We start from the raw sequence: 18,560 nt of genomic DNA on the forward strand, positions 1-18,560 counted from the left end.
TATCCTCACGCTTTTCCCGGTGTTTTTTCCACCGTTTGTTCCCGAAAGCACCCTAACACTTGTTGGGAATAAGCAAAAAACGGATAAAACGGGTGTTCCGGGTTACGCACTTCTTCTTCGTTTAATTCTATATGAAATAATTTTTCATCAGACACGGCAAACAACCGCACCTGTCCCGGTGCGCTCGGTGCGGGCAACGGCGAGCCGGCCGGCAACGACTCCATTTGAGCCGTTAATTTACTGGCGTGCGCCAACATACGCGCGGCCGCCGTTTGCAAAGCTTCGTTATCGTGTCCGGCAATTTGACCGCCCAAACCGCTGGGGCTGTTATTTTCAAAATAAAGGCTACTGTCTCCGAGCGAATTAGTAGCCAAAAAAAGATGTTTGCGGTGTGATCCGTCCGCCAGTGCCATTTCTACCCCGGCCACGGCGATACGGTCCGGCCCCAACGACACAATGCCTTTGCGGTTTTCCAAGTTTTTAATATCCAACCAAAAATTACGCATATTGATATAAGGTTGTTTCATACGGGCTCCTTGCCTACATAATACCATTTTACCGCTATTTTTGATAGACGTTTTTGCCGGTTTTTCGGTATAATAAAGGAAATACCGGGAGGGGTTATGACTCGTAAAGGACGTGCAGTAATTTTGATGATGGATTCATTTGGCATCGGCAATGCCGAAGACGCCGCCAAGTTTAACGATGCGGGAGCTGATACCTTAGGACACATTGCCGCTACACGCGGGCACTTAAATATTCCTAACTTAACGGCTCTCGGGCTTTTAAAAGCGGCCAAAGCGTCCACGGGTAAAAATGTGTTCACCGGTCCGCAAACGGCAGCACAACTAAATTTACCCTCTAAATACGGTTTCATGCGCGAAATCAGCCGCGGCAAAGATACGTCGTCGGGCCATTGGGAAATGGCGGGTTGTCCGGTTGATTTTGATTGGGGATACTTTAAGCCCGATTATCCCTCTTTTCCGCCGGAATTGGTAGATAAAATTTGTCTGGCGGGCGGTATCCCCGGCATTTTAGGTAATAAAGCCGCGTCCGGCACGGAAATTATTGACGAACTGGGCGAAGAGCATATCCGTACCGGAAAACCGATTTGTTACACGTCGGCAGACAGCGTGTTTCAAATTGCCGCGCACGAAAAACATTTCGGGTTAGATAAATTATATGAAGTGTGCGAAATTGCATTTAAATATGTCAAACCCTACAACATTGCACGCGTAATTGCCCGTCCGTTTGAGGGCGAGAGAAAAGGCGAATTTAAACGCACCAAAAACCGGCACGATTATTCCGTCAAGCCGCCCCGTCCGACGGTATTAGACGTTATTAAAAATGCGGGCGGAAGTGTCATTTCTGTCGGAAAAATTAACGATATTTTTGCCAAACAAGGCATTACCAAAGCGGTTAAGGCCTCGGGCTTGGAGGAACTGTGGAACGTCACATTGCACGAAGCGGCCCTCGCTCCTAAATTTAGTTTGGTATTTACGAACTTTGTAGATTTTGATATGACCTGGGGCCACCGCCGCGACGTAGAGGGTTACGCCAAAGGGTTAGAATATTTTGACACGCGCCTGCCCGAACTGGCCGCACAACTGAAAGATGAAGACCTTGTGTTTATCACGGCGGACCACGGGTGCGACCCGACCTATAAAGGTACCGATCACACGCGCGAACACGTGCCGGTCATTATGTTTGGCAAAAACGTGCAACCGCAATTTATCGGCGGGCGCGCCACATATGCGGATCTGGGGCAAACGCTGGCCGATTATTTCAACTTACCGCCGTTAAACGTAGGCACCAGTTTTTTGGATAAGTAATATTTACATCGGGTAAAAACGAATAGATCCTTTCGTTTCCGCTAACGGACCGGAACCCATTACTTTTTGACAAAAACTACCGGGATCGCCCGAATAAGAGCCAACCCACTCCCGGCATTTCCACTCTCCCGTTGAATACGATACCATTAACCCGCAATATTTATATTTCCCGGTTATAAAGTGGGCAATAACGTTTCCACCGCTTAAGAGAAGTTCAAATTGATCGTTATAGCGCACCCAATCGGTAGGGGTAATACCGGCCGGCCAATACGTCCCGCCCAACGGAGGCGTATTTCCCGCTGTTAAGTTATCCACATCCACGGCCAATTCACCAAATGAAGTAGGACTTTCGCCGTTGGCCAAAATATACGCATTGGCCGCTTGAGCCACACTGCTCATCAATGTCCGCATATTGGCCGCGCGACTTTTCCACACCGCTTTTTGGTATTGCGGCACCGCCACCGCCGCTAAAATGCCGATGATTAACACAACGACTAATAACTCAATAAGCGTGAAACCTTTATGTAGGTCAGGTTTCACCTGACAATGTTTCGGCAGAAACATCTTTCCTTGTTTGACGTCAGGCATAGCCTGACCTACATCATACAACCTCCTTTTACCATTAAATAAAATGTAGCAAAAAAAAAAACGATGTCAACCCCCTTGCCGGGGGCAGGCATTTTGGGAGTCAACTTTCACTTAATTGGAGCCACACTGTTTGTGCGGTGTTGCATTGTTAGGGATCAGCAGAAAAACTACGTCGTTTGACTTCCCCCCTTGCGGGGGAAGTGGTTTGGCGGACAACGTCCGAACAAACCGATGAGGGGTTATCAATAAAGCTATTTCCTTGGTCTGTTATACCCTTCTCTTTGTATACCCCTCACCCGGCCTTTTGCCCGTCCGGCGAGGACCTCACGCAAGGGGCGAGGGATGAAAGAGAGAGGCGCGGCACCCTACCTGGCAAGGGGCGAGGGAAAAGTTGTGCAAAATGATATAATTTAGATTATGGAACCTGTTTCTACATCTGTATCTATCGGTTTATGGATCGCGTTTTGGGTAGTCGTACTCGCCGCGCTGTTCGTAGATTTAACCGTTTTAAATAAACACCACGGCAAAGTCAGCTTGAAAGAGGCCGGGCTAATGGTGTGTGCGTGGGTGTCGCTGGCGCTTGTGTTCGGCGGAGCGATTTGGTTGTTGGAGGGGCCGCGCCACGCGTTGGAATTTTACACGGGGTATGTGCTGGAATATTCGCTGTCGGTGGATAATATGTTTGTGTTTATCCTCATTTTCAGTTACTTTGCTATCCCGCACGCGTTGCAACCCAAAGCCCTGTTGTGGGGTGTACTCGGCGCGGTAGTGTTGCGGTTTTTATTTATCTTCTTAGGTGTAAAACTCATTTCGCTTTTTTCGTGGACGATTTACGTGTTCGGCGCGCTGTTAATTTTTACCGCGCTTAAAATGCTCTTGCAAAAAGACGACGATAAGTTTGATCCGCAAAACTCCGCCGCTTTAAAAATTTTGCAAAAGTTCTTCCCCTTAAAAACCGATTACCACGGCGAAAATTTCTTTGTAGTGGAAAACGCCAAACGCTTTGCTACGCCGCTGTTGGCCGCGGTGGTCGTGATAGAAATGTCCGACTTGATTTTCGCGGTGGACTCTATCCCGGCCGTGCTGTCTATTACGCAAGATACGTTTTTGGTTTATTCGTCTAACATTTTTGCGATTATCGGGTTGCGTTCGCTGTATTTCTTGCTTTCCGGCATGGCGGGCAAATTCCCGTATCTTAAATACGGCATATCGGTTATTTTATTTTTCGTGGGCGTAAAAATGTCACTTTCGCACTTTATACATGTGCCGGTGGTATTATCGTTAGGCATCATTGTAAGCATTTTGGCGCTGTCGGTGCTGGCCAGCAAGTTTTTCCCCCCGAAAACGGCTTAAACTGGACAGCCGCCTAATTATTTACTAGAATATAGTAACCAAATTTATTTCATATAAGGAAGGATATTATGGCGTATAAATGTGCAATTTGTGGCAAAGCCCCGGTGTCCGGCGGCTCGTACAGCCACTCCAACATGAGAACTAAACGCTCGTTCAAACCGAACTTGCAAAAACAAAAAGTTGTCTTAGAAGGCAAAACGCAAACCGCGTATGTGTGCGCTAACTGCATCAAAAGCGGTAAAGCTCAAAGACCGACCAAATAATTCAACTTTAACTGTACCGCCCGCGCTGTCTAAGTGCGGGCTTTTTGCAAGGAGAATGTTTTGAAAAAAACCGCTGTTTTGATACTAGGCCTTTTGGCCCTTTTCTCTTACGCGCGCGCGCAAGAAAGTGTACCCACGGAAATTGATCCCAACGGGCCGTGGATGATTTGTCATATTGCTGTTAAAGGTAATAAAAATATCCGCGCCAAAACCGTTACCAAACACGCCAGTGCCAAAAAAGGCGAGCTCTATGAAATGGCCCAAGTATCCGAAGATATCCAATCCATTTCCGCGCTGGGCAGTTTTAACAGCGTGGAAATTGATATCTCGCCGGAAAAAGGAACCCGCAAAAGCAAAGAGGGCGACGCAGAGCCCTGCCACCGCTTAACGTACATCGTTCAAGAAAAACCGATCTTTGACCACCTGTCTTACGAAGGGCGCAAACATTTGGGCAAGGGCGCCATTACCCAAGCCATGACGCTCAAAATCAAGGACCCTTTCAACGAAACAAAACTGCAAGCCGATTTAGATCACATCAAAACCAAATACGCCGAAAAAGGATACATCAACGCACAAATTTCCTACGAACTTACTAACGACGAAAAATTAAATGTCGTGTATGTCAAGCTCATTATTGACGAGGGACAACGCGTGCGCGTGGGCGATGTAACTATCAATGGTGCCACCGAACTGCCTGCCCAAAAAATTATTAAAAAATCTTCCAACCGCCCGGGCAAAGTTTTTAAACCGCAAAACTTACAGCGCGACTGGGTCAAAATGATGCTCTACGGCCGTAACAAAGGGTATAGCGAATTTAATTTGACCCAACCGCAAGTATCGTTTAACGACGAACAAGCCCAAGCCAACATTGTCTACAACGTAACCGAAGGCGAAAAAGTAGATTTCGGCACGGTACAATTTGAGGGTAACAACGTCTTTACACCCGAAGAACTGAAAGAACAAGTGTTCTTCCGCGAGGGACACCTCTACAACCAAAAAGATTTTGACGATACTGTCGCCGCTATCCAAGAACAATACGCCAACAAAGGGTATTTACAAGCGCGCGTAGAACCCGTGAAAAAAATTGAAAACGGCAAACTCAATTTGACGTTTGATATTTCCGAGGGCCACATCTTCTATATAGACCATGTGGATGTATCGGGCTACCACGACACCAAAAAATACGTCTTTACGCGCGAGCTGACGGTCCACCCCGGCGATCTGTACGACAACGCCAAAATTCGCCGCAGTCAAACCAAAATTATGAATTTAGGGTTTATTAACGACGTCAAAATTGACTTGCAACCCACCGCCGACCCGCAAAAAGTGGACCTTGATTTTGACATCAGCGAAGGCCGCCCCGGCATGTTTACTGCCGGGCTTGCCATGAGCTCCATGGACGGTCTGTACGGCGAATTATCCATTAACCACCTGAACTTGTTCGGGCGGGCGCAACGGTTGTCTTTGCGCACTTTATTCGGTAAAGAAATTTTGGACTATACCGTCAGCTGGTACACCCCGTGGATATACGATAAACCCACCTCGCTGGGAGTAGATTTATTCAATACCCGCCGCTACCGCGCTTTCTCTACCGATAACCAAGCATATACCGAAAAACGCATCGGCGGACGCGTCAAAGTCGGTCCGCGTTTTAACGACGATATTTACCAACTCTCGTTGGGATATTCGTTAGAAAACATTGATATTTACGACGTAGACGATCCGTATAAATGCCCGCCCGGTACCTCCGGCCCCAATTGCTTGGCCGAGGGCAAAACCGACTTATCTACCTTTAGCATAGACTTTGCCATTGATACCCGCGACAATATGTGGGACCCCACCACCGGGTGGCGCAACTCGTTAGGGGTATCCTTAGCCGGCGGACCGATCGGCGGCGATTTAGATTTGTGGTATTTAACCGCACGTTCTATTTTCAACCACACCGTACTCAACATTGGCGGTAATTACCCCGTGGTATTTGTATTGTCTAATAAATTCGGCTCCGTACAGGGATACGGCCGCACCCACGAAGTGCCCCCTTACGAAAAATACTTCTTAGGCGGTGCCGATACGATCCGCGGCTACGAACGCGCCGGCGAAATTGGCCCGCAATACGGCTCGGACATGTACTATGTGATGAACGCCGAGCTGCGCTTTCCTTTAGCGCGTGAAGGACGGCGCAACATGGCACAGTTTGCCTTCTTCTTTGACCTAGGCAACTCGTGGAACCATTTTGACGATTTGGAATTTAAACTCGGGCCGGAAGAAAAAGAATTTAAGGCCGGCGTCGGTGTGGGCTTGCGTTTTACGACGCCCTCCTTGCCGATCCGCATAGATTGGGGATACGGCCTCAATCACCGCCCGGGAGAGGACCGTTCCCATTTCTACTTCAACATCTCAAATATGATGTAGGAGAGGTATGAAAAAAAGTTGGGTATTTGTACTACTGCTGTTTCCAGTTGGGCTTGCCACTGCGCAAGAACCCGTGAGCGCAGATACGCTTTCTAAAGAGGAAGCTGCCGCCGTAGCGGCGTTACTGGCCAACCAAGCTAAACAAGCCCAAGAGGACGCCCAAGCCAAACAGCAGGAAAAGGCCGAAGAAACTCCCGCTCCTGCACAAACCGAACAAGAAACTCCGCAAGAAGAAACAACCGGCAAACCGATGCAATGCCTGACCGTGGCATTTATAGATATAGACGTGGCCTTTAACGAACATCCGCGCACGATTGCCGTTAAAGAACAAATCCGCGAGAAAATTTTAGCCAAAGAAGACGAAGTGGCCCGCGCCAAAGAAGAAATAGAACTGCGCGCGCGCGAAAATGCTATCCTCACCGCGCAAGGGCGGGAGATTAAACCTTTTTACGAACGCATTGTGATAGAGCCGCACCCGCTGCTACCCCGCATTGAAGAGCCGGCAGATACGCTTGTGCTAAACAATTTGCTCAACCGTCTGACGTTTGCGCAAGCGGAAGTATTATCGGCCAGCCCGCTTAATACGCCCGCCCGTTTGGAAGATATTACCGCACGTATTGCACAAAACAAACGGATAATTGAAGAACGCAGTTTTTTTATAGATAACTATAAATACACCACCCGCGAAGAAATTTTACAGTTAGAAAAACAGGAAGTCGCCGAAATTTTGCAAGATATTTACAAAGAAATTAAGTCGTTTGCCAAAAAGCGCAACATTGGAGCCATTGTACGTAAAGACGAAATTTTATACGGTGAAAAACCGGTAAACGTAACGCAAGATTTTGTCAACCGGCTTAAAAAGGCCAAAAAATACCGCAAACGCGGTAAATAATAAGGAGAAATTATGCAACTAACTTTACAAGAAATTGCCCAAATTACCGGAGCGGAAACGGCCGGCAAACCCGATACCGTCATTACCCGCGTGTGCGCCTTGGACGATGCGCAACCCGGCGGCATTTGCTACATTACTTCGTTAGATAAAAAAGAATTGCTTGCCGGGCTTAAGGCCTCTGCACTCATCGTACCGCAACAAGCCAAAACGGAAAAACTGCCTTTTGCGGGCGAACTTTTATTCGCCAAAGACCCGGAATGGTCGTTTATTTTACTCTTAAAACACCTAGACGCCGCGCGCCCCAAACATACGCCGGGCATCCACCCGACGGCCGTTATCAGCCCCAAAGCCAAGCTGGGGCAAAACGTATCGGTCGGCGCGTACAGCGTCATTGAAGACGGCGTTACCATTGGCGATGACACCGTGATTTTCCCGCAATGCTACATTGGCAAAGACGTAACGATCGGCAAACATTGTTACATCTATCCGCAAGTAGTTATCCGCGAAGACTGTATTTTAAAAGATTATGTGATTTTGCAACCCGGTGCGCGCATCGGCGCGGACGGTTTCGGGTTTACGTTTCACGACGGACGCCACCAAAAAATCCCGCAAGTGGGTAACGTGGTATTGGGTAATGATGTGGAAATTCAAGCCAACACGTGCGTGGACCGCGCCAAAATCGCCAGTACTGTTATTGGCGACAATACCAAACTGGACAATTTAGTCCAAGTGGGGCACAACGTACGCATCGGCCAAAGCAGCATTTGCTGCGCGCAAGTCGGCATTGCGGGCACAACCGATATCGGCAACGGCGTGATTTTGGCCGGGCAAGTGGGTCTTGCCGGACATATGAAAGTAGGTGACCGCGCCCAAATCGGCGCCCAATCGGGTGTCATGGGCGATGTGCCCGCCGGAAAAACGTATTTCGGCTTTCCGGCTATGCCGCAAAAAGAGGCCTTTAAACAAATGGCTATCATGCGCAAATTGCCCGAGATGTACAAAGAATTTCAACAATTTAAAAAAGAAACCGAACAAATGAAAAAACTGTCCTTTTGGGGCAAACTTAAAAAACTAATGGGGCGTTAATTTATGCGAAAAACTCTAGCTACTTCTACCGTTATTAAAGGAATCGGTCTGCACACGGGCCAGCCCGCCACGATGACCTTTCACCCGGCGGACAACGGCATTACTTTTTTGCGTACCGATATTGCCAACTCCCAACCGATTATCGCCGATGTGTTCCACGTGGGCTCCACGCTACGCGGCACGAACTTAAAAAATGAAACGGCGGAAGTCTGCACGGTAGAACATGTACTTTCTGCCTTGCATGCGCTGGGCATTACCGATGTGCGCGTGGAAATGGACGGCCCCGAGCCGCCCGTAACCGACGGCGCAAGCGACATCTACGCAGACGCTTTCTTAAAAGCGGGCCTCAAAGAATTGGACAAAGAACAGCCGCTCTTAGACGTCAAACGCAAAATTACCTACACCAGCGGTAACATCTCTTATAGCGCAGAGCCCGCCGATAAACTGACCTTTACCTTTGTGTACGAGCACAAGCATCCGCTTGTGTCCCACTTAGAATATACCTTGGAATTTACCCCGGAGAATTATTTAGAACAAATTGCCCGGGCGCGCACGTTCGGGTTTGAAGAAGAACTGGCGTTTTTAAAAGCGCACGGCTTAGCCAAAGGCGGGAATTTAGAAAATGCCGTTATCATCGGTAAAGACCGCTTTTTAAACGAACGCCGCTACCCCGATGAAATGGTGCGCCATAAATTATTAGATTTGATTGGTGATATTAGTTTAACCGGCCTAAAACTCCCCCCACTTCGTATCACTTGCCATGGCGGAGGCCACAAACACAATGTGATTTTTGCTAAAATTCTATTAGCAAATAAGGAGGAAAAATGGGGGTAGTAAAAACTGTTTCACTTAAAAATTTTTTGACGCTTCCGGTTTGCGAGACATACGATTTGACCGCTATCAAGGCCAACATTCCGCACCGCGAGCCGTTTCTCTTGGTGGACGAGATCCGCGTACTGGAAAAACGCAAAAAATATATCGGCGTACATCATGTAAAGGCCGATGAGTTTTATTTTAAAGGGCATTTTCCGGGCAGTCCGGTGATGCCGGGGGTATTGGTCATTGAAAGCATGTCACAAGCATTTGGCGGCGCTGTCATGCCGGATGTAACCATAGCGGGGCACAAGTCGTTGCCGCTGTTTTTAAGCATTGAGCAAGCCAAATTCCGCGGCATGGTACGTCCCGGCGACGTGTTGGAAATGCCCATACAGATTTTACGCTTAGGCCGTATTTCCAAAATATACGGCGAAGCGTACGTAAACGGAAAATTGTGTACGCAAGCTACACTTAACTTTATTGTAGGAGACTCGCCCAATGAGTAATATTCATCCCACTTGTGTTGTTGATCCTTCGGCCCAAATAGACCCCTCTACCACTGTCGGTCCGTATACGGTAATCGGGCCGGACGTTGTGATCGGTAAAAATAACAAAATCGGTCCCTATTGCGTCATTGAAAATACGACGATGGGCGATAACAACGAGCTGATCGCCAGTTCGTTTATCGGGGTCAAACCGCAGGACTTAAAATATAAGGACGAACCTACCCGCGTTGTTATGGGTAACGGTAATCAAATCCGCGAGTGTGTTACCATTCACCGCTCCACCGATTTGAACGCACCGACTTCTATCGGTAATAATTGTCTGCTTATGGCCAACGCGCATATCGCGCACGATTGCCACTTGGGTAATAACATTATTATCGCCAACTGCACCGCGGTAGCCGGACATATTACCATAGAGGACCGGGCTGTTATTTCCGGTCTCATCGGTATCCACCAATTTTCGCGCATCGGCACGATGGCGATGCTCTCGGGCGGAACAATGGTACACCAAGATGTTCCCCCTTATTGTATTGCACAAGGTAGCCGTGCACGCTTAGTGGGAATAAACCTTATCGGCTTGCAACGAAACGGACTTTCCAAAGAAACCATTTTGGCAATCCGCCGCGCGTACAAAGCGTTATTCCGCAGCGGGAAATTGCTTAGTGAAGCGTTAGCCGAACTGGAAGCGACGCACCCGTGCCCGGAAGTGCAACACATGATTGATTTTTGTAAAAACTCGCCGCGCGGTGTGATTGCCGCTAAGCGCAGTTTACGCGAACATGACGACGAATAAAATAGGAATTATTGCCGGCGAAGGCAAAATGCCCGTCTATATTGCCCGCAACGCCGCCGCCAAAGGGGTGGAGGTGTTTGTGGCAGGCATTAAAGGAAATGCTAACGCCGCCGATTACCCTACCGCACGCGTATTTCAGACGTTGCGGCTGGGGCAACTGGGCGCGTGTATCCGGTTTTTTAAAAACCACGGCGTAACGCAAGTAATTATGGCCGGACGCGTCAAACATACTTCTATTTTTTCAAACCTAATGCCGGACTTGCGCACCGCCAAGGCGTTGGCTTCACTAAAAAACAGACAAACTAAAAGCATTTTGGCGGGAGTCATTAACGAATTTAAAAAAGACGGCTTGGAGTTTATCAGCTCCGCCTCTTTTTTGGAAGATTTCCTACCGCCCGCCGGTGTACTTTCTGCCCGGAAACCCAATGAAGAAGAACAAAAAGTCATTGACTTTGGGTTTCAAACCGCCAAACAACTGGCCGCAATGGACATCGGACTTACATGCGTGGTCAGCCAAAACGCGGTGATCGCCGTGGAAGGCATGGAAGGCACGGACCGCTGTATCCGCCGGGCAGGAGAATTGGTGCGCGAAGGATCCGGCAAAAAACAAACGGTGGCTGTTGTAAAAGTAGCCCGCCCCAATCAAGACAACCGCTACGACTTGCCCGTCATCGGCAAAGGCACCATTGAAAGCGTGGTGGCGGCCGGGTTTAGCGTGCTGGCGTTTGAAGCCGGGAAAACGCTGGTTATGGACTTAGAAGAAGTCGTCAAACTAGCCGACAAACATAAAATTTGTTTGTGCGCCGTGTAGTTTTTTCATTTTGCAAAAAACCGACAGGCGGAACAACCCTCCGTCTGTCGGTTTTTTATCAAGCTATTTACTGATACTTCCACGTATATGCACCTACGGAACCTGTCCCGGGCGTTGAAGCTCCCGATTCGGTTTTGCACACTTTATTTTGAACGGAAGACAAATCCCGATTTCTCGCCACACAGATACGTTTGCCGGGATTAGCAATTGAATGAGTAAAGTAAATCATATACTGCATACCCAATTTAGTATCCCAACATTGTGCCGTATATTCACTGCTGCTACTTCGTGCCCGCAACGAACAAACCACCCCCGAAGAATAAATACATTTGGGCTCCGTATCGCTCAACGTACAGCCGGCCGGCTCAACCGATAAAGTTTCAAAATCTTCCGTATAAGTTCCGTTCGCCAAATAATAAGCTTCTTCGGCGTCCGCTAGACTTTTAGTTAAATTCTTAAGTGTAGCATATCGCGTTTTGGCTACCGCCATTTGATACTGCGGCACCGCCACCGCCGCCAATATACCAATAATCAACACTACCACTAATAGTTCAATGAGCGTAAAACCGCCACGTTGTTTTCTACGTAGGTCAGGCTTTGCCTGACGGGGTTTAACCGATTTTGTAGTCAGCGAAACCTGATGCCGAATAAAGCTACATGCCTCTTGCGAGGCATTGTCAGGCATAGCCTGACCTACAACAGCTTTAAAACATCTTTCCTTTTCCATAAAACTCCTCCTTTTATCATTAAATAAAATGTAGCAAAAAAAAAAACGATGTCAAGCCCCTCTCCGCTTTTCTGACACCAGAAAAGCTCGCAAAAGAGTGCCGCCCCGGGGTGCTATAAAAAGCAGACAAATCGGGAAAATTTACAAACTCGCTACCCGCTCAAACATGTAAATTTTCTTTTCCGATTTGGCGCTTTTTATAAACAGCACTAAAGGGGCGGATAAATAACAAACGGTACTTTCTTTTATTTTTATCGGTCCTTGCCACCCTGCGGGCCGCACGTTGCACGCCGCCAAAGGGGAGTCATCTTCCACTTAATTGGAGCCACACTCTGTTTGCAGTGTTGCTTTGTGCGCACATGCTTACGGAAGATAAGAACATATTTGTCTCTCTCTAACGCAAATTTAACTTTTCTTTTCGCCCCGTTTTATGGTACGATGTATTAGGAGTGTTCCCGCCCAATTGGCGGGAAAGTACTACTTTATATATTAAGAGGAAAATTTTTATGACAAACAGAACCCCTATTATTGCCGGAAACTGGAAGATGCACAACACGATTGCCGAGGCCGCCGCTTTAGTCAGCGCGCTAGCCAAGGCCGGAAATAAAAATAATGCGGAAATTATTGTTGCTCCGTCTTACACCGCTTTACACATTGTTACCCGCTTAACCAAAGATACCGAAATTCAAGTGGCCTGCCAAGACATCCATTGGGAAGACAAAGGCGCGTTCACTTCCGCCATTTCCCCGATTCAAGCCAAAGACGCCGGAGCCACCCTTACTTTAATCGGCCACAGCGAACGCCGCAGCGTGTTCGGCGACACCGATGAAATTTTGAATAAAAAAGTAGCCGCCGCCTTGCGCCACGGGTTAAAAGTTATTTTCTGCGTCGGCGAAACCTTGCAAGAACGCGAGGCCAACAAAACCATGCAAGTTATTGAAGGCCAACTTAAAAACGGCCTAGCCAATTTTACCGAAGAACAATTAAACGGCATTATTATTGCGTACGAGCCCGTGTGGGCCATTGGCACCGGCAAAACCGCCACGCCCGACCAAGCCCAAGAAGTACACGCCGCCATCCGTGCCTATTTAGCCAAAGCATACAGCGATAAATTCGCCCAAGCTACCCGCATTTTGTACGGCGGTAGCGTAAAAGATTCCAACGTGGACGAAATTATGGCTAAACCCGATGTGGACGGGGCACTAGTCGGCGGCCAATCGCTCATCGCGGAAAAATTTGCACGCATCATCAATTTTAATTAGTAGGTATATATGAACCCGGCTAAACTGATTGACCACACGCTTTTAAAATCGGCCGCTACGCGGCAGGATATTTTGCGTCTGTGCGCGGAAGCCAAACAGTACGGCTTTTGCAGTGTGTGCGTCAATCCGTTTTGGGTTTCTTATGCCAAAGAACAGTTGCAAGGAACGGGCGTTAAGGTATGCACGGTAGTTGGTTTCCCGTTAGGGGCTAATACGTCTGCCGTTAAAGCTTACGAAACGCAACAAGCCGTCAAAGACGGCGCAGACGAAATTGACATGGTACTTAACATCGGTGCATTGCGCGCCCAAGAATATGATACCGTGCTTGCCGATATGCAAGCCGTGCGCCAAGCATGTCCCGGAAAAGTGCTTAAGGTCATTTTGGAAACATCGCAACTGACCGATGAGGAAAAAGTAAAAGCGTGTGAACTGGCCGGACAAGCTCACGCAGATTTTGTCAAAACCTCCACCGGATTTGTAGGCACGGGAGCAACCCCGGCCGACGTAGCGTTACTACGCAAATCTATTTTACCGGCTATGCAGGTGAAAGCTTCGGGCGGTATCCGCACCCGTGCAGATTACGACGCTCTGGTAGCCGCCGGGGCTACCCGCATCGGGGCCAGTAGCGGCAAAAGCATTGTAGAGGAAAAATGATTACGAATTGGGATATTATTTCACATTCTACATCGGCGGCGGACAGCCGTTCGTTTACGCTCGTGATTGACGGCACCGAAAACGATGCCCGTTTAATTGCCAAAAAATTAGCCGGCTACGTGCAAGACCCTGCACCGGCCCAACCGCCGTTTACGTTTGCCTTTGCCTTGCCTTCCGATTTGGATGAAGACACATTAGATAAAATTCGCACCGCCGTGCGGGAAGGTACCGCACAGGCCAACAAAGTAAATGAATTCGTCCCTGGGGGGGTGCTGGGCAATCCGCTTTTTAACGGCTCTTCGGATTCTTCCGCCAATACACCGGCGGCACAAGATGTACCGGCTACGCCGTCGGAAAAACAAGCCGAAGGTCCCAGCGTAGACCTCAACCCGGAAGACAGTTTCCTGCGCGAAGATAACACGCCGGCAGCTTCGCTGGAGGAAGTTTTCCAAGACCCCGACGACGCCACACCGGAAAAAACACCTTCGCCGGGTATTACGGTAAGCGATAAGGATATGCTTATCAAAGACATGGAAGACACCCTGCTGGGCAAAATGCCGCTAGAGGATATTTTCTCGGCAGAAACAAAATACGACATGTTTTTGGACGTAGAAAATCAAGCCCTTACCAAAAATGCACAAACCCAACGGGGACAAAAAATAGACGCCTTAGCCAAAGAAGTGGCTAAAGCCGACGACGCTTTTAATATTTTTGACCAAAAATTAAAGGAGCAAACCAACGTCATGGACTTGGACGATTTAAACACAATTACGGACAATTTGCCCGGGAAAGATAAGCTAAACCAACCCGCCGCAACTGATTTACCCGATAACTTATCGGTCCACTCGGTAAATCCCACCGAAGAAGATACAACTACCGCAGAAGAACCCGCCCCTTCCTCCCATACAATTCCGGAAGAAATGGTGTTGGGCAATACGGTACCGCCCTACGGAAACACGTCGGGAAAAACAACCAGCGGTCAGGACGGACTGCCTGACATTGCGGTACGCGGTGAAAATTTGGACGTACTAGAAAAAACCTTCAATTTGGAAACAACCCTAAGCACGGAACTGATCCGCAACCAATACGAAAAATCATTCCGGGATAATACCCTGTCTTCTTCTTTGCAAGAATTACGGGACGCAGAGGAAAAGAAGAGAAACCAACAACACACGCAACCCACCGAGGAAAAAAGTGCTGCTACGCAGAAAATTGTAGAACATTCACACGCCCGGACCGTGCGAGAACAAATCCCCGAGCAGTTGCGTCAAAACGTTCCGTCCTCTGACACGCACGGCGCGGAAGAATTAGCGGAAAATACGCAAAATATCCCGTTGCAACAATCGGCGCAAACGGCGCCCGGACCGCAAATAGCGGCCCCTGCTCCGCAACCGCCTGCCGGACCGGAAGAAGGGAAAACGACGTTGCGTTTACGCTTAAAACCACAACCGGCCGCACCTATGCCGCCTGCACCGCAAGCCCCGGTTCCGCCTGCACCGCAAAAACCGCATTTGACACTTAAACCCAAACCGGCCCCTGTCGCCCCGGCCGCCCCGATGCCGGAACCTCCGGCTGCGCCGGGCAAAACACGCTTGGTGTTGCCTACCCCTGTGCCTGCGCCGCAAGCGCCGGTTGCTCCGCCGCCGGCAGAGCCCACGCTGGCACAGCCGCTTGCGTTTGCCCAAGAACCTGCACCGGAGACACCGACGCCGGCTACTCCTGCATCCGCCCCGAAGCCAGTTCCGTCTGCGGAGAAAACAAAGACCATAGACTACTCTATTGAGTTACCGCTTTCGGAATTAAAAAAACACAACTGGCCGCTGGAAGTGCCGCTGTTGCCCACTTACACACTGGAAAACTTTGTGCTTTCCGTCAACCGTTTTGCGCATGCTACGGCTATTTCCGTTATTGATAACCCGGGCAAGATGTATAACCCGCTCGTGTTCCACGGAGCGACCGGAACGGGTAAAACACACTTCTTAAATGCCTTGGCGTACGGATTTTCTAAAAAGTACGGTCAGGAAAATATCTTTATGACTAACGGCGTACGTTTATCGCGCGGTATCCAACGCTACGTGATGGAAGGCAACATTGAGAAATTTGAGAAATTTATGGACAGCGTCAAAGTCCTTCTTATTGACGATATCCACTTGCTCGCCATTAACGAACAAAACCGGGCACACATTTCAAAACTGCTCAATAAATTTTTAAAAGAACAAAAACAAATTGTTATTACGTCCAAATATCCGCCGGAAAGCTTGGAAAAATTGGAAAATCTCATCCAATTCCACTTAGATTCCGGTTGGATATCCGAACTCAAAGCCGCTACCGGGCAGGCGCATTTTAAAATCGTTAAAACGATGCTCTTGGGCAACGGGGTAGACTTAAACGACGCACAAATTTCCCAATTCTTTGGTGGCGCACACATGACGCTCAGCACCATTATGCGCAGTATCCGCCGCTTAAAAGTATTGGAAAATTTGGTCTTCCCCAACTTGGATGAAAACGAACGCTCCCAAGCCGATATGTTTGAAAAATTATTGGCTACCACCGGCGAAGACCCCAACAGCGAGCTCTTAGCCAAAGACCCGGCGTCCATTACCTCTATCAGCACGGTAGGTAACGGCGAATGGGGACGATTAGGTTTCTTCTATCCGGCCAACAGTTCTAATTCCATGAACTGGATGGTTTATGCGCTTGAACAACGCGCCAAAGAATTGGGCATTAGCGGCGGGTTTGATATTGCGGTCCGATCGTCTTACTCCACGGAAAATATTATTTCGTCTGCCTTTAAAATTGCCAACTTGTGCGATAACAAAAAATTGCGCGGCGCGGTCATTTTAGGGCCGGCATTGACGGTGTGCGAACCGTCCGTGCGGGAAAACTTTTACGATATCTTAACACACATGCTGGAAATTATGCTGATCCGTTGCGGTATCATCAACGCCGAATCGTTACGCTTACCCAGCACGTATGTAAAAGTTATCTCCGAATTATTGAGGTAATTATGAAAAAATGGACCGTTCTGCTGGTATGTCTGTGCGGGCTGTGCGCCTGTACGCATACGTTAAAATCTGCCGTGAAGGAAGGCAAAATTGCCCCTTCTTTTAACGACACATTATTCACCGAAGATTACCTGTGGGTACGCGGGTTGGGGGCGGCCAATCCGGCCCACAGCACCGACTCCCAACGCCGCATTATGAGCCGCGAAGCGGCTATTGCGCACGCGTACCAACGCGCTACGGAAGTTTTGTACGGCACACAACTGGAAAGCCATGTACAGGTGGTAGATGCCTTGAGCGTAGGCAGTACGATTGATTCGTCCGCCTCCGGTATTATCCAACAAATGGAACTTGTTTCCACCGAGTATTTGGAAGACGGCGGTTGCACCGTTATTATGCGGCTGTCGCGTCAAAAACTTAAACAAGCCGGTTTAGACCCGGAGGGTAAAAAATGAAAAAACTGTTTTTAATTGCTTTGATTGCTGTTTTTACACTAAGTGCTTGCCGCACGTTTCGTATTGGCCCCAAAGGCGAGGGCGAATATGTAACGGCTGAGTCTTTAGTCCCCTATGATGAAAACAACTTACGCCAAATGAAAAAAGACGGCATTTTAGCTGCCCAACGCGCGGCAGTGGAAAAGGTAGCCGGCGTGTTTATTTCTTCGGCCACCACCGTGGACCAAGCGCAACTGGTGGAAGATAAAATTACATCCAAATCAGCCGGATTTATCCGCCACAGCCACGTACAAAAATCATACCGCAAAGGCGATGAATTTTATACGAAAATCAAAGCCATGGTGCTTGTCAAAGACATTGGCGATATTATCAAACAATCCGAATCGGATGCGTTTGCCAAAAAAACAACTATTATCGTGGCCTCACATGAAACCGTCGGCGACGACATTTCACTTCGCCAAGATTGCAAACAAGCCATTTACCGTGCGCTTAAAAACCAACCGTTTTCTCTGGTCAACGGGGACAATTTGAGTCAAAACAACTTGGATAACCCCAACCCCGCCATTGATAAAGCCCGCACGGAAGGGGCACGCTTTATTATCGTGGCAGATGCGGCTACCCATCCGTTAGAAACGCTGACCAATACCGCTGTTTCTCCGTTTAAATCGTACCGCGCGCGCGCCAATTTACACGTATACGCGACCAACAATTATGCGGTGGTAGCCGAAGGGGCCCAACAGCAAAGCGGCTTAGATCCGTTGCCGGAAATTGCCGCGCAAAAATCTATTTCCGCCGCGTGTGAATCGGCCGCCAAACAACTGGCCGAGCCGATTAACGCAGCTATCAATTCCGCTAAAGTTTTCCACATAACGGTCAAAGACGTCAACACGATTGAACGCCTCAAACAAATCCAAGACATCTTTAAAGACTTGCGTGAAATTGAAGAATTCAATCTGGTGCGCTATGCAAACTCCAGTGCCCAGTTTGACGTGTCGGCCAATATCGCCACCGCGGAAGAATTGACAGCTAAAATCATCCGACGCTATAACGTCAACTTTACCGTGGTATCCACCACGCCATCTGCCATTGTATTGAGTTTTAACTGATT

Annotated in this window: 18 protein-coding genes; 15 read left to right on the forward strand and 3 right to left on the reverse strand. The window is 48.6% G+C overall.

The genetic code is table 11. The features are described 5' to 3' along the window. Nucleotides 1-5 precede the first annotated feature (5 nt). Nucleotides 6-527: a hypothetical protein gene (locus ACQY2W_RS03295; RefSeq protein WP_428049346.1), complete on the reverse strand. Its 522-nt coding sequence runs from the start codon at nucleotides 525-527 to the stop codon at nucleotides 6-8. 96 nt (nucleotides 528-623) lie between these two features. Here ACQY2W_RS03295 and ACQY2W_RS03300 point away from each other — a divergent pair, with 96 nt between their 5' ends. Further along, nucleotides 624-1,832, forward strand: a complete 1,209-nt coding sequence (locus tag ACQY2W_RS03300) for a phosphopentomutase (protein ID WP_428049348.1) — start codon at nucleotides 624-626, stop codon at nucleotides 1,830-1,832. 3 nt (nucleotides 1,833-1,835) lie between these two features. Here the strand turns inward: ACQY2W_RS03300 and ACQY2W_RS03305 are convergent, their stop codons facing one another. Next, a complete protein-coding gene (locus ACQY2W_RS03305; RefSeq protein WP_428049350.1) occupies nucleotides 1,836-2,420 on the reverse strand; it encodes a type IV pilin protein in 585 nt (194 codons plus the stop codon). Nucleotides 2,421-2,837: 417 nt separating this feature from the next. On the opposite strand from ACQY2W_RS03305, the gene ACQY2W_RS03310 reads away from it, so the two are divergent. The 9 genes from ACQY2W_RS03310 (at nucleotide 2,838) to ACQY2W_RS03350 (ending at nucleotide 11,352) form a co-directional block, all read left to right on the forward strand. Further along, nucleotides 2,838-3,773, forward strand: coding sequence for a TerC family protein (locus ACQY2W_RS03310; RefSeq protein ID WP_428049352.1), 936 nt, complete (start codon nucleotides 2,838-2,840; stop codon nucleotides 3,771-3,773). A gap of 68 nt (nucleotides 3,774-3,841) precedes the next feature. After that, nucleotides 3,842-4,036 carry a 50S ribosomal protein L28 gene (gene rpmB, locus ACQY2W_RS03315; RefSeq protein ID WP_428049354.1) on the forward strand — a complete coding sequence of 65 codons (195 nt, stop codon included), beginning with the start codon at nucleotides 3,842-3,844 and terminating at the stop codon, nucleotides 4,034-4,036. Between the two features lie 60 nt (nucleotides 4,037-4,096). After that, nucleotides 4,097-6,448, forward strand: coding sequence for an outer membrane protein assembly factor BamA (gene bamA / locus ACQY2W_RS03320; RefSeq protein WP_428049356.1), 2,352 nt, complete (start codon nucleotides 4,097-4,099; stop codon nucleotides 6,446-6,448). A gap of 7 nt (nucleotides 6,449-6,455) precedes the next feature. Continuing rightward, the gene (locus ACQY2W_RS03325; RefSeq protein ID WP_428049358.1) at nucleotides 6,456-7,340 is read left to right on the forward strand and encodes a hypothetical protein; all 885 of its coding nucleotides are present in this window, start codon (nucleotides 6,456-6,458) and stop codon (nucleotides 7,338-7,340) included. Between the two features lie 12 nt (nucleotides 7,341-7,352). Further along, the gene (gene lpxD, locus ACQY2W_RS03330; protein WP_428049360.1) at nucleotides 7,353-8,426 is read left to right on the forward strand and encodes a UDP-3-O-(3-hydroxymyristoyl)glucosamine N-acyltransferase; all 1,074 of its coding nucleotides are present in this window, start codon (nucleotides 7,353-7,355) and stop codon (nucleotides 8,424-8,426) included. A gap of 3 nt (nucleotides 8,427-8,429) precedes the next feature. Beyond that, nucleotides 8,430-9,260 (forward strand): UDP-3-O-acyl-N-acetylglucosamine deacetylase, encoded by an 831-nt coding sequence (lpxC, locus tag ACQY2W_RS03335; protein WP_428049362.1) that lies wholly within the window; start codon nucleotides 8,430-8,432, stop codon nucleotides 9,258-9,260. Continuing rightward, nucleotides 9,251-9,748 carry a 3-hydroxyacyl-ACP dehydratase FabZ gene (gene fabZ / locus ACQY2W_RS03340; RefSeq protein ID WP_428049364.1) on the forward strand — a complete coding sequence of 166 codons (498 nt, stop codon included), beginning with the start codon at nucleotides 9,251-9,253 and terminating at the stop codon, nucleotides 9,746-9,748. Before lpxC ends, fabZ begins: the two co-directional genes overlap by 10 nt. Then, the gene (gene lpxA / locus ACQY2W_RS03345) at nucleotides 9,741-10,541 is read left to right on the forward strand and encodes an acyl-ACP--UDP-N-acetylglucosamine O-acyltransferase (RefSeq protein WP_428049366.1); all 801 of its coding nucleotides are present in this window, start codon (nucleotides 9,741-9,743) and stop codon (nucleotides 10,539-10,541) included. The genes fabZ and lpxA overlap by 8 nt, the downstream gene beginning before the upstream one ends. Further along, nucleotides 10,528-11,352, forward strand: a complete 825-nt coding sequence (locus tag ACQY2W_RS03350) for an LpxI family protein (protein ID WP_428049368.1) — start codon at nucleotides 10,528-10,530, stop codon at nucleotides 11,350-11,352. The genes lpxA and ACQY2W_RS03350 overlap by 14 nt, the downstream gene beginning before the upstream one ends. Before the next feature lie 67 nt (nucleotides 11,353-11,419). Here ACQY2W_RS03350 and ACQY2W_RS03355 read toward each other — a convergent pair whose 3' ends face one another. Further along, nucleotides 11,420-12,079 (reverse strand): type IV pilin protein, encoded by a 660-nt coding sequence (locus ACQY2W_RS03355; protein WP_428049370.1) that lies wholly within the window; start codon nucleotides 12,077-12,079, stop codon nucleotides 11,420-11,422. 506 nt (nucleotides 12,080-12,585) lie between these two features. Between ACQY2W_RS03355 and tpiA the strand changes: the two genes are divergently transcribed. From tpiA to ACQY2W_RS03380, 5 genes are read left to right on the forward strand one after another with little or no spacing between them, the layout of a single operon-like run. Continuing rightward, nucleotides 12,586-13,341, forward strand: a complete 756-nt coding sequence (gene tpiA, locus ACQY2W_RS03360; protein WP_428049372.1) for a triose-phosphate isomerase — start codon at nucleotides 12,586-12,588, stop codon at nucleotides 13,339-13,341. A 9-nt stretch (nucleotides 13,342-13,350) separates the two neighbouring features. Beyond that, complete coding sequence (gene deoC / locus ACQY2W_RS03365; protein ID WP_428049374.1) at nucleotides 13,351-13,995, forward strand: deoxyribose-phosphate aldolase; 645 nt, start codon at nucleotides 13,351-13,353, stop codon at nucleotides 13,993-13,995. After that, complete coding sequence (locus tag ACQY2W_RS03370) at nucleotides 13,992-17,000, forward strand: DnaA ATPase domain-containing protein (RefSeq protein ID WP_428049376.1); 3,009 nt, start codon at nucleotides 13,992-13,994, stop codon at nucleotides 16,998-17,000. The genes deoC and ACQY2W_RS03370 overlap by 4 nt, the downstream gene beginning before the upstream one ends. A gap of 2 nt (nucleotides 17,001-17,002) precedes the next feature. Continuing rightward, nucleotides 17,003-17,452, forward strand: coding sequence for a hypothetical protein (locus ACQY2W_RS03375; RefSeq protein WP_428049378.1), 450 nt, complete (start codon nucleotides 17,003-17,005; stop codon nucleotides 17,450-17,452). Then, on the forward strand, nucleotides 17,449-18,558 hold the full coding sequence (locus ACQY2W_RS03380; protein WP_428049380.1) for a hypothetical protein: 1,110 nt from the start codon (nucleotides 17,449-17,451) through the stop codon (nucleotides 18,556-18,558). The genes ACQY2W_RS03375 and ACQY2W_RS03380 overlap by 4 nt, the downstream gene beginning before the upstream one ends. Nucleotides 18,559-18,560: the final 2 nt, after the last annotated feature.

Origin of the sequence: Candidatus Avelusimicrobium caledoniensis (genome assembly GCF_902756455.1) — a bacterium.
In the GTDB taxonomy this organism is placed as follows: Bacteria; Elusimicrobiota; Elusimicrobia; order Elusimicrobiales; family Elusimicrobiaceae; genus Avelusimicrobium; species Avelusimicrobium caledoniense.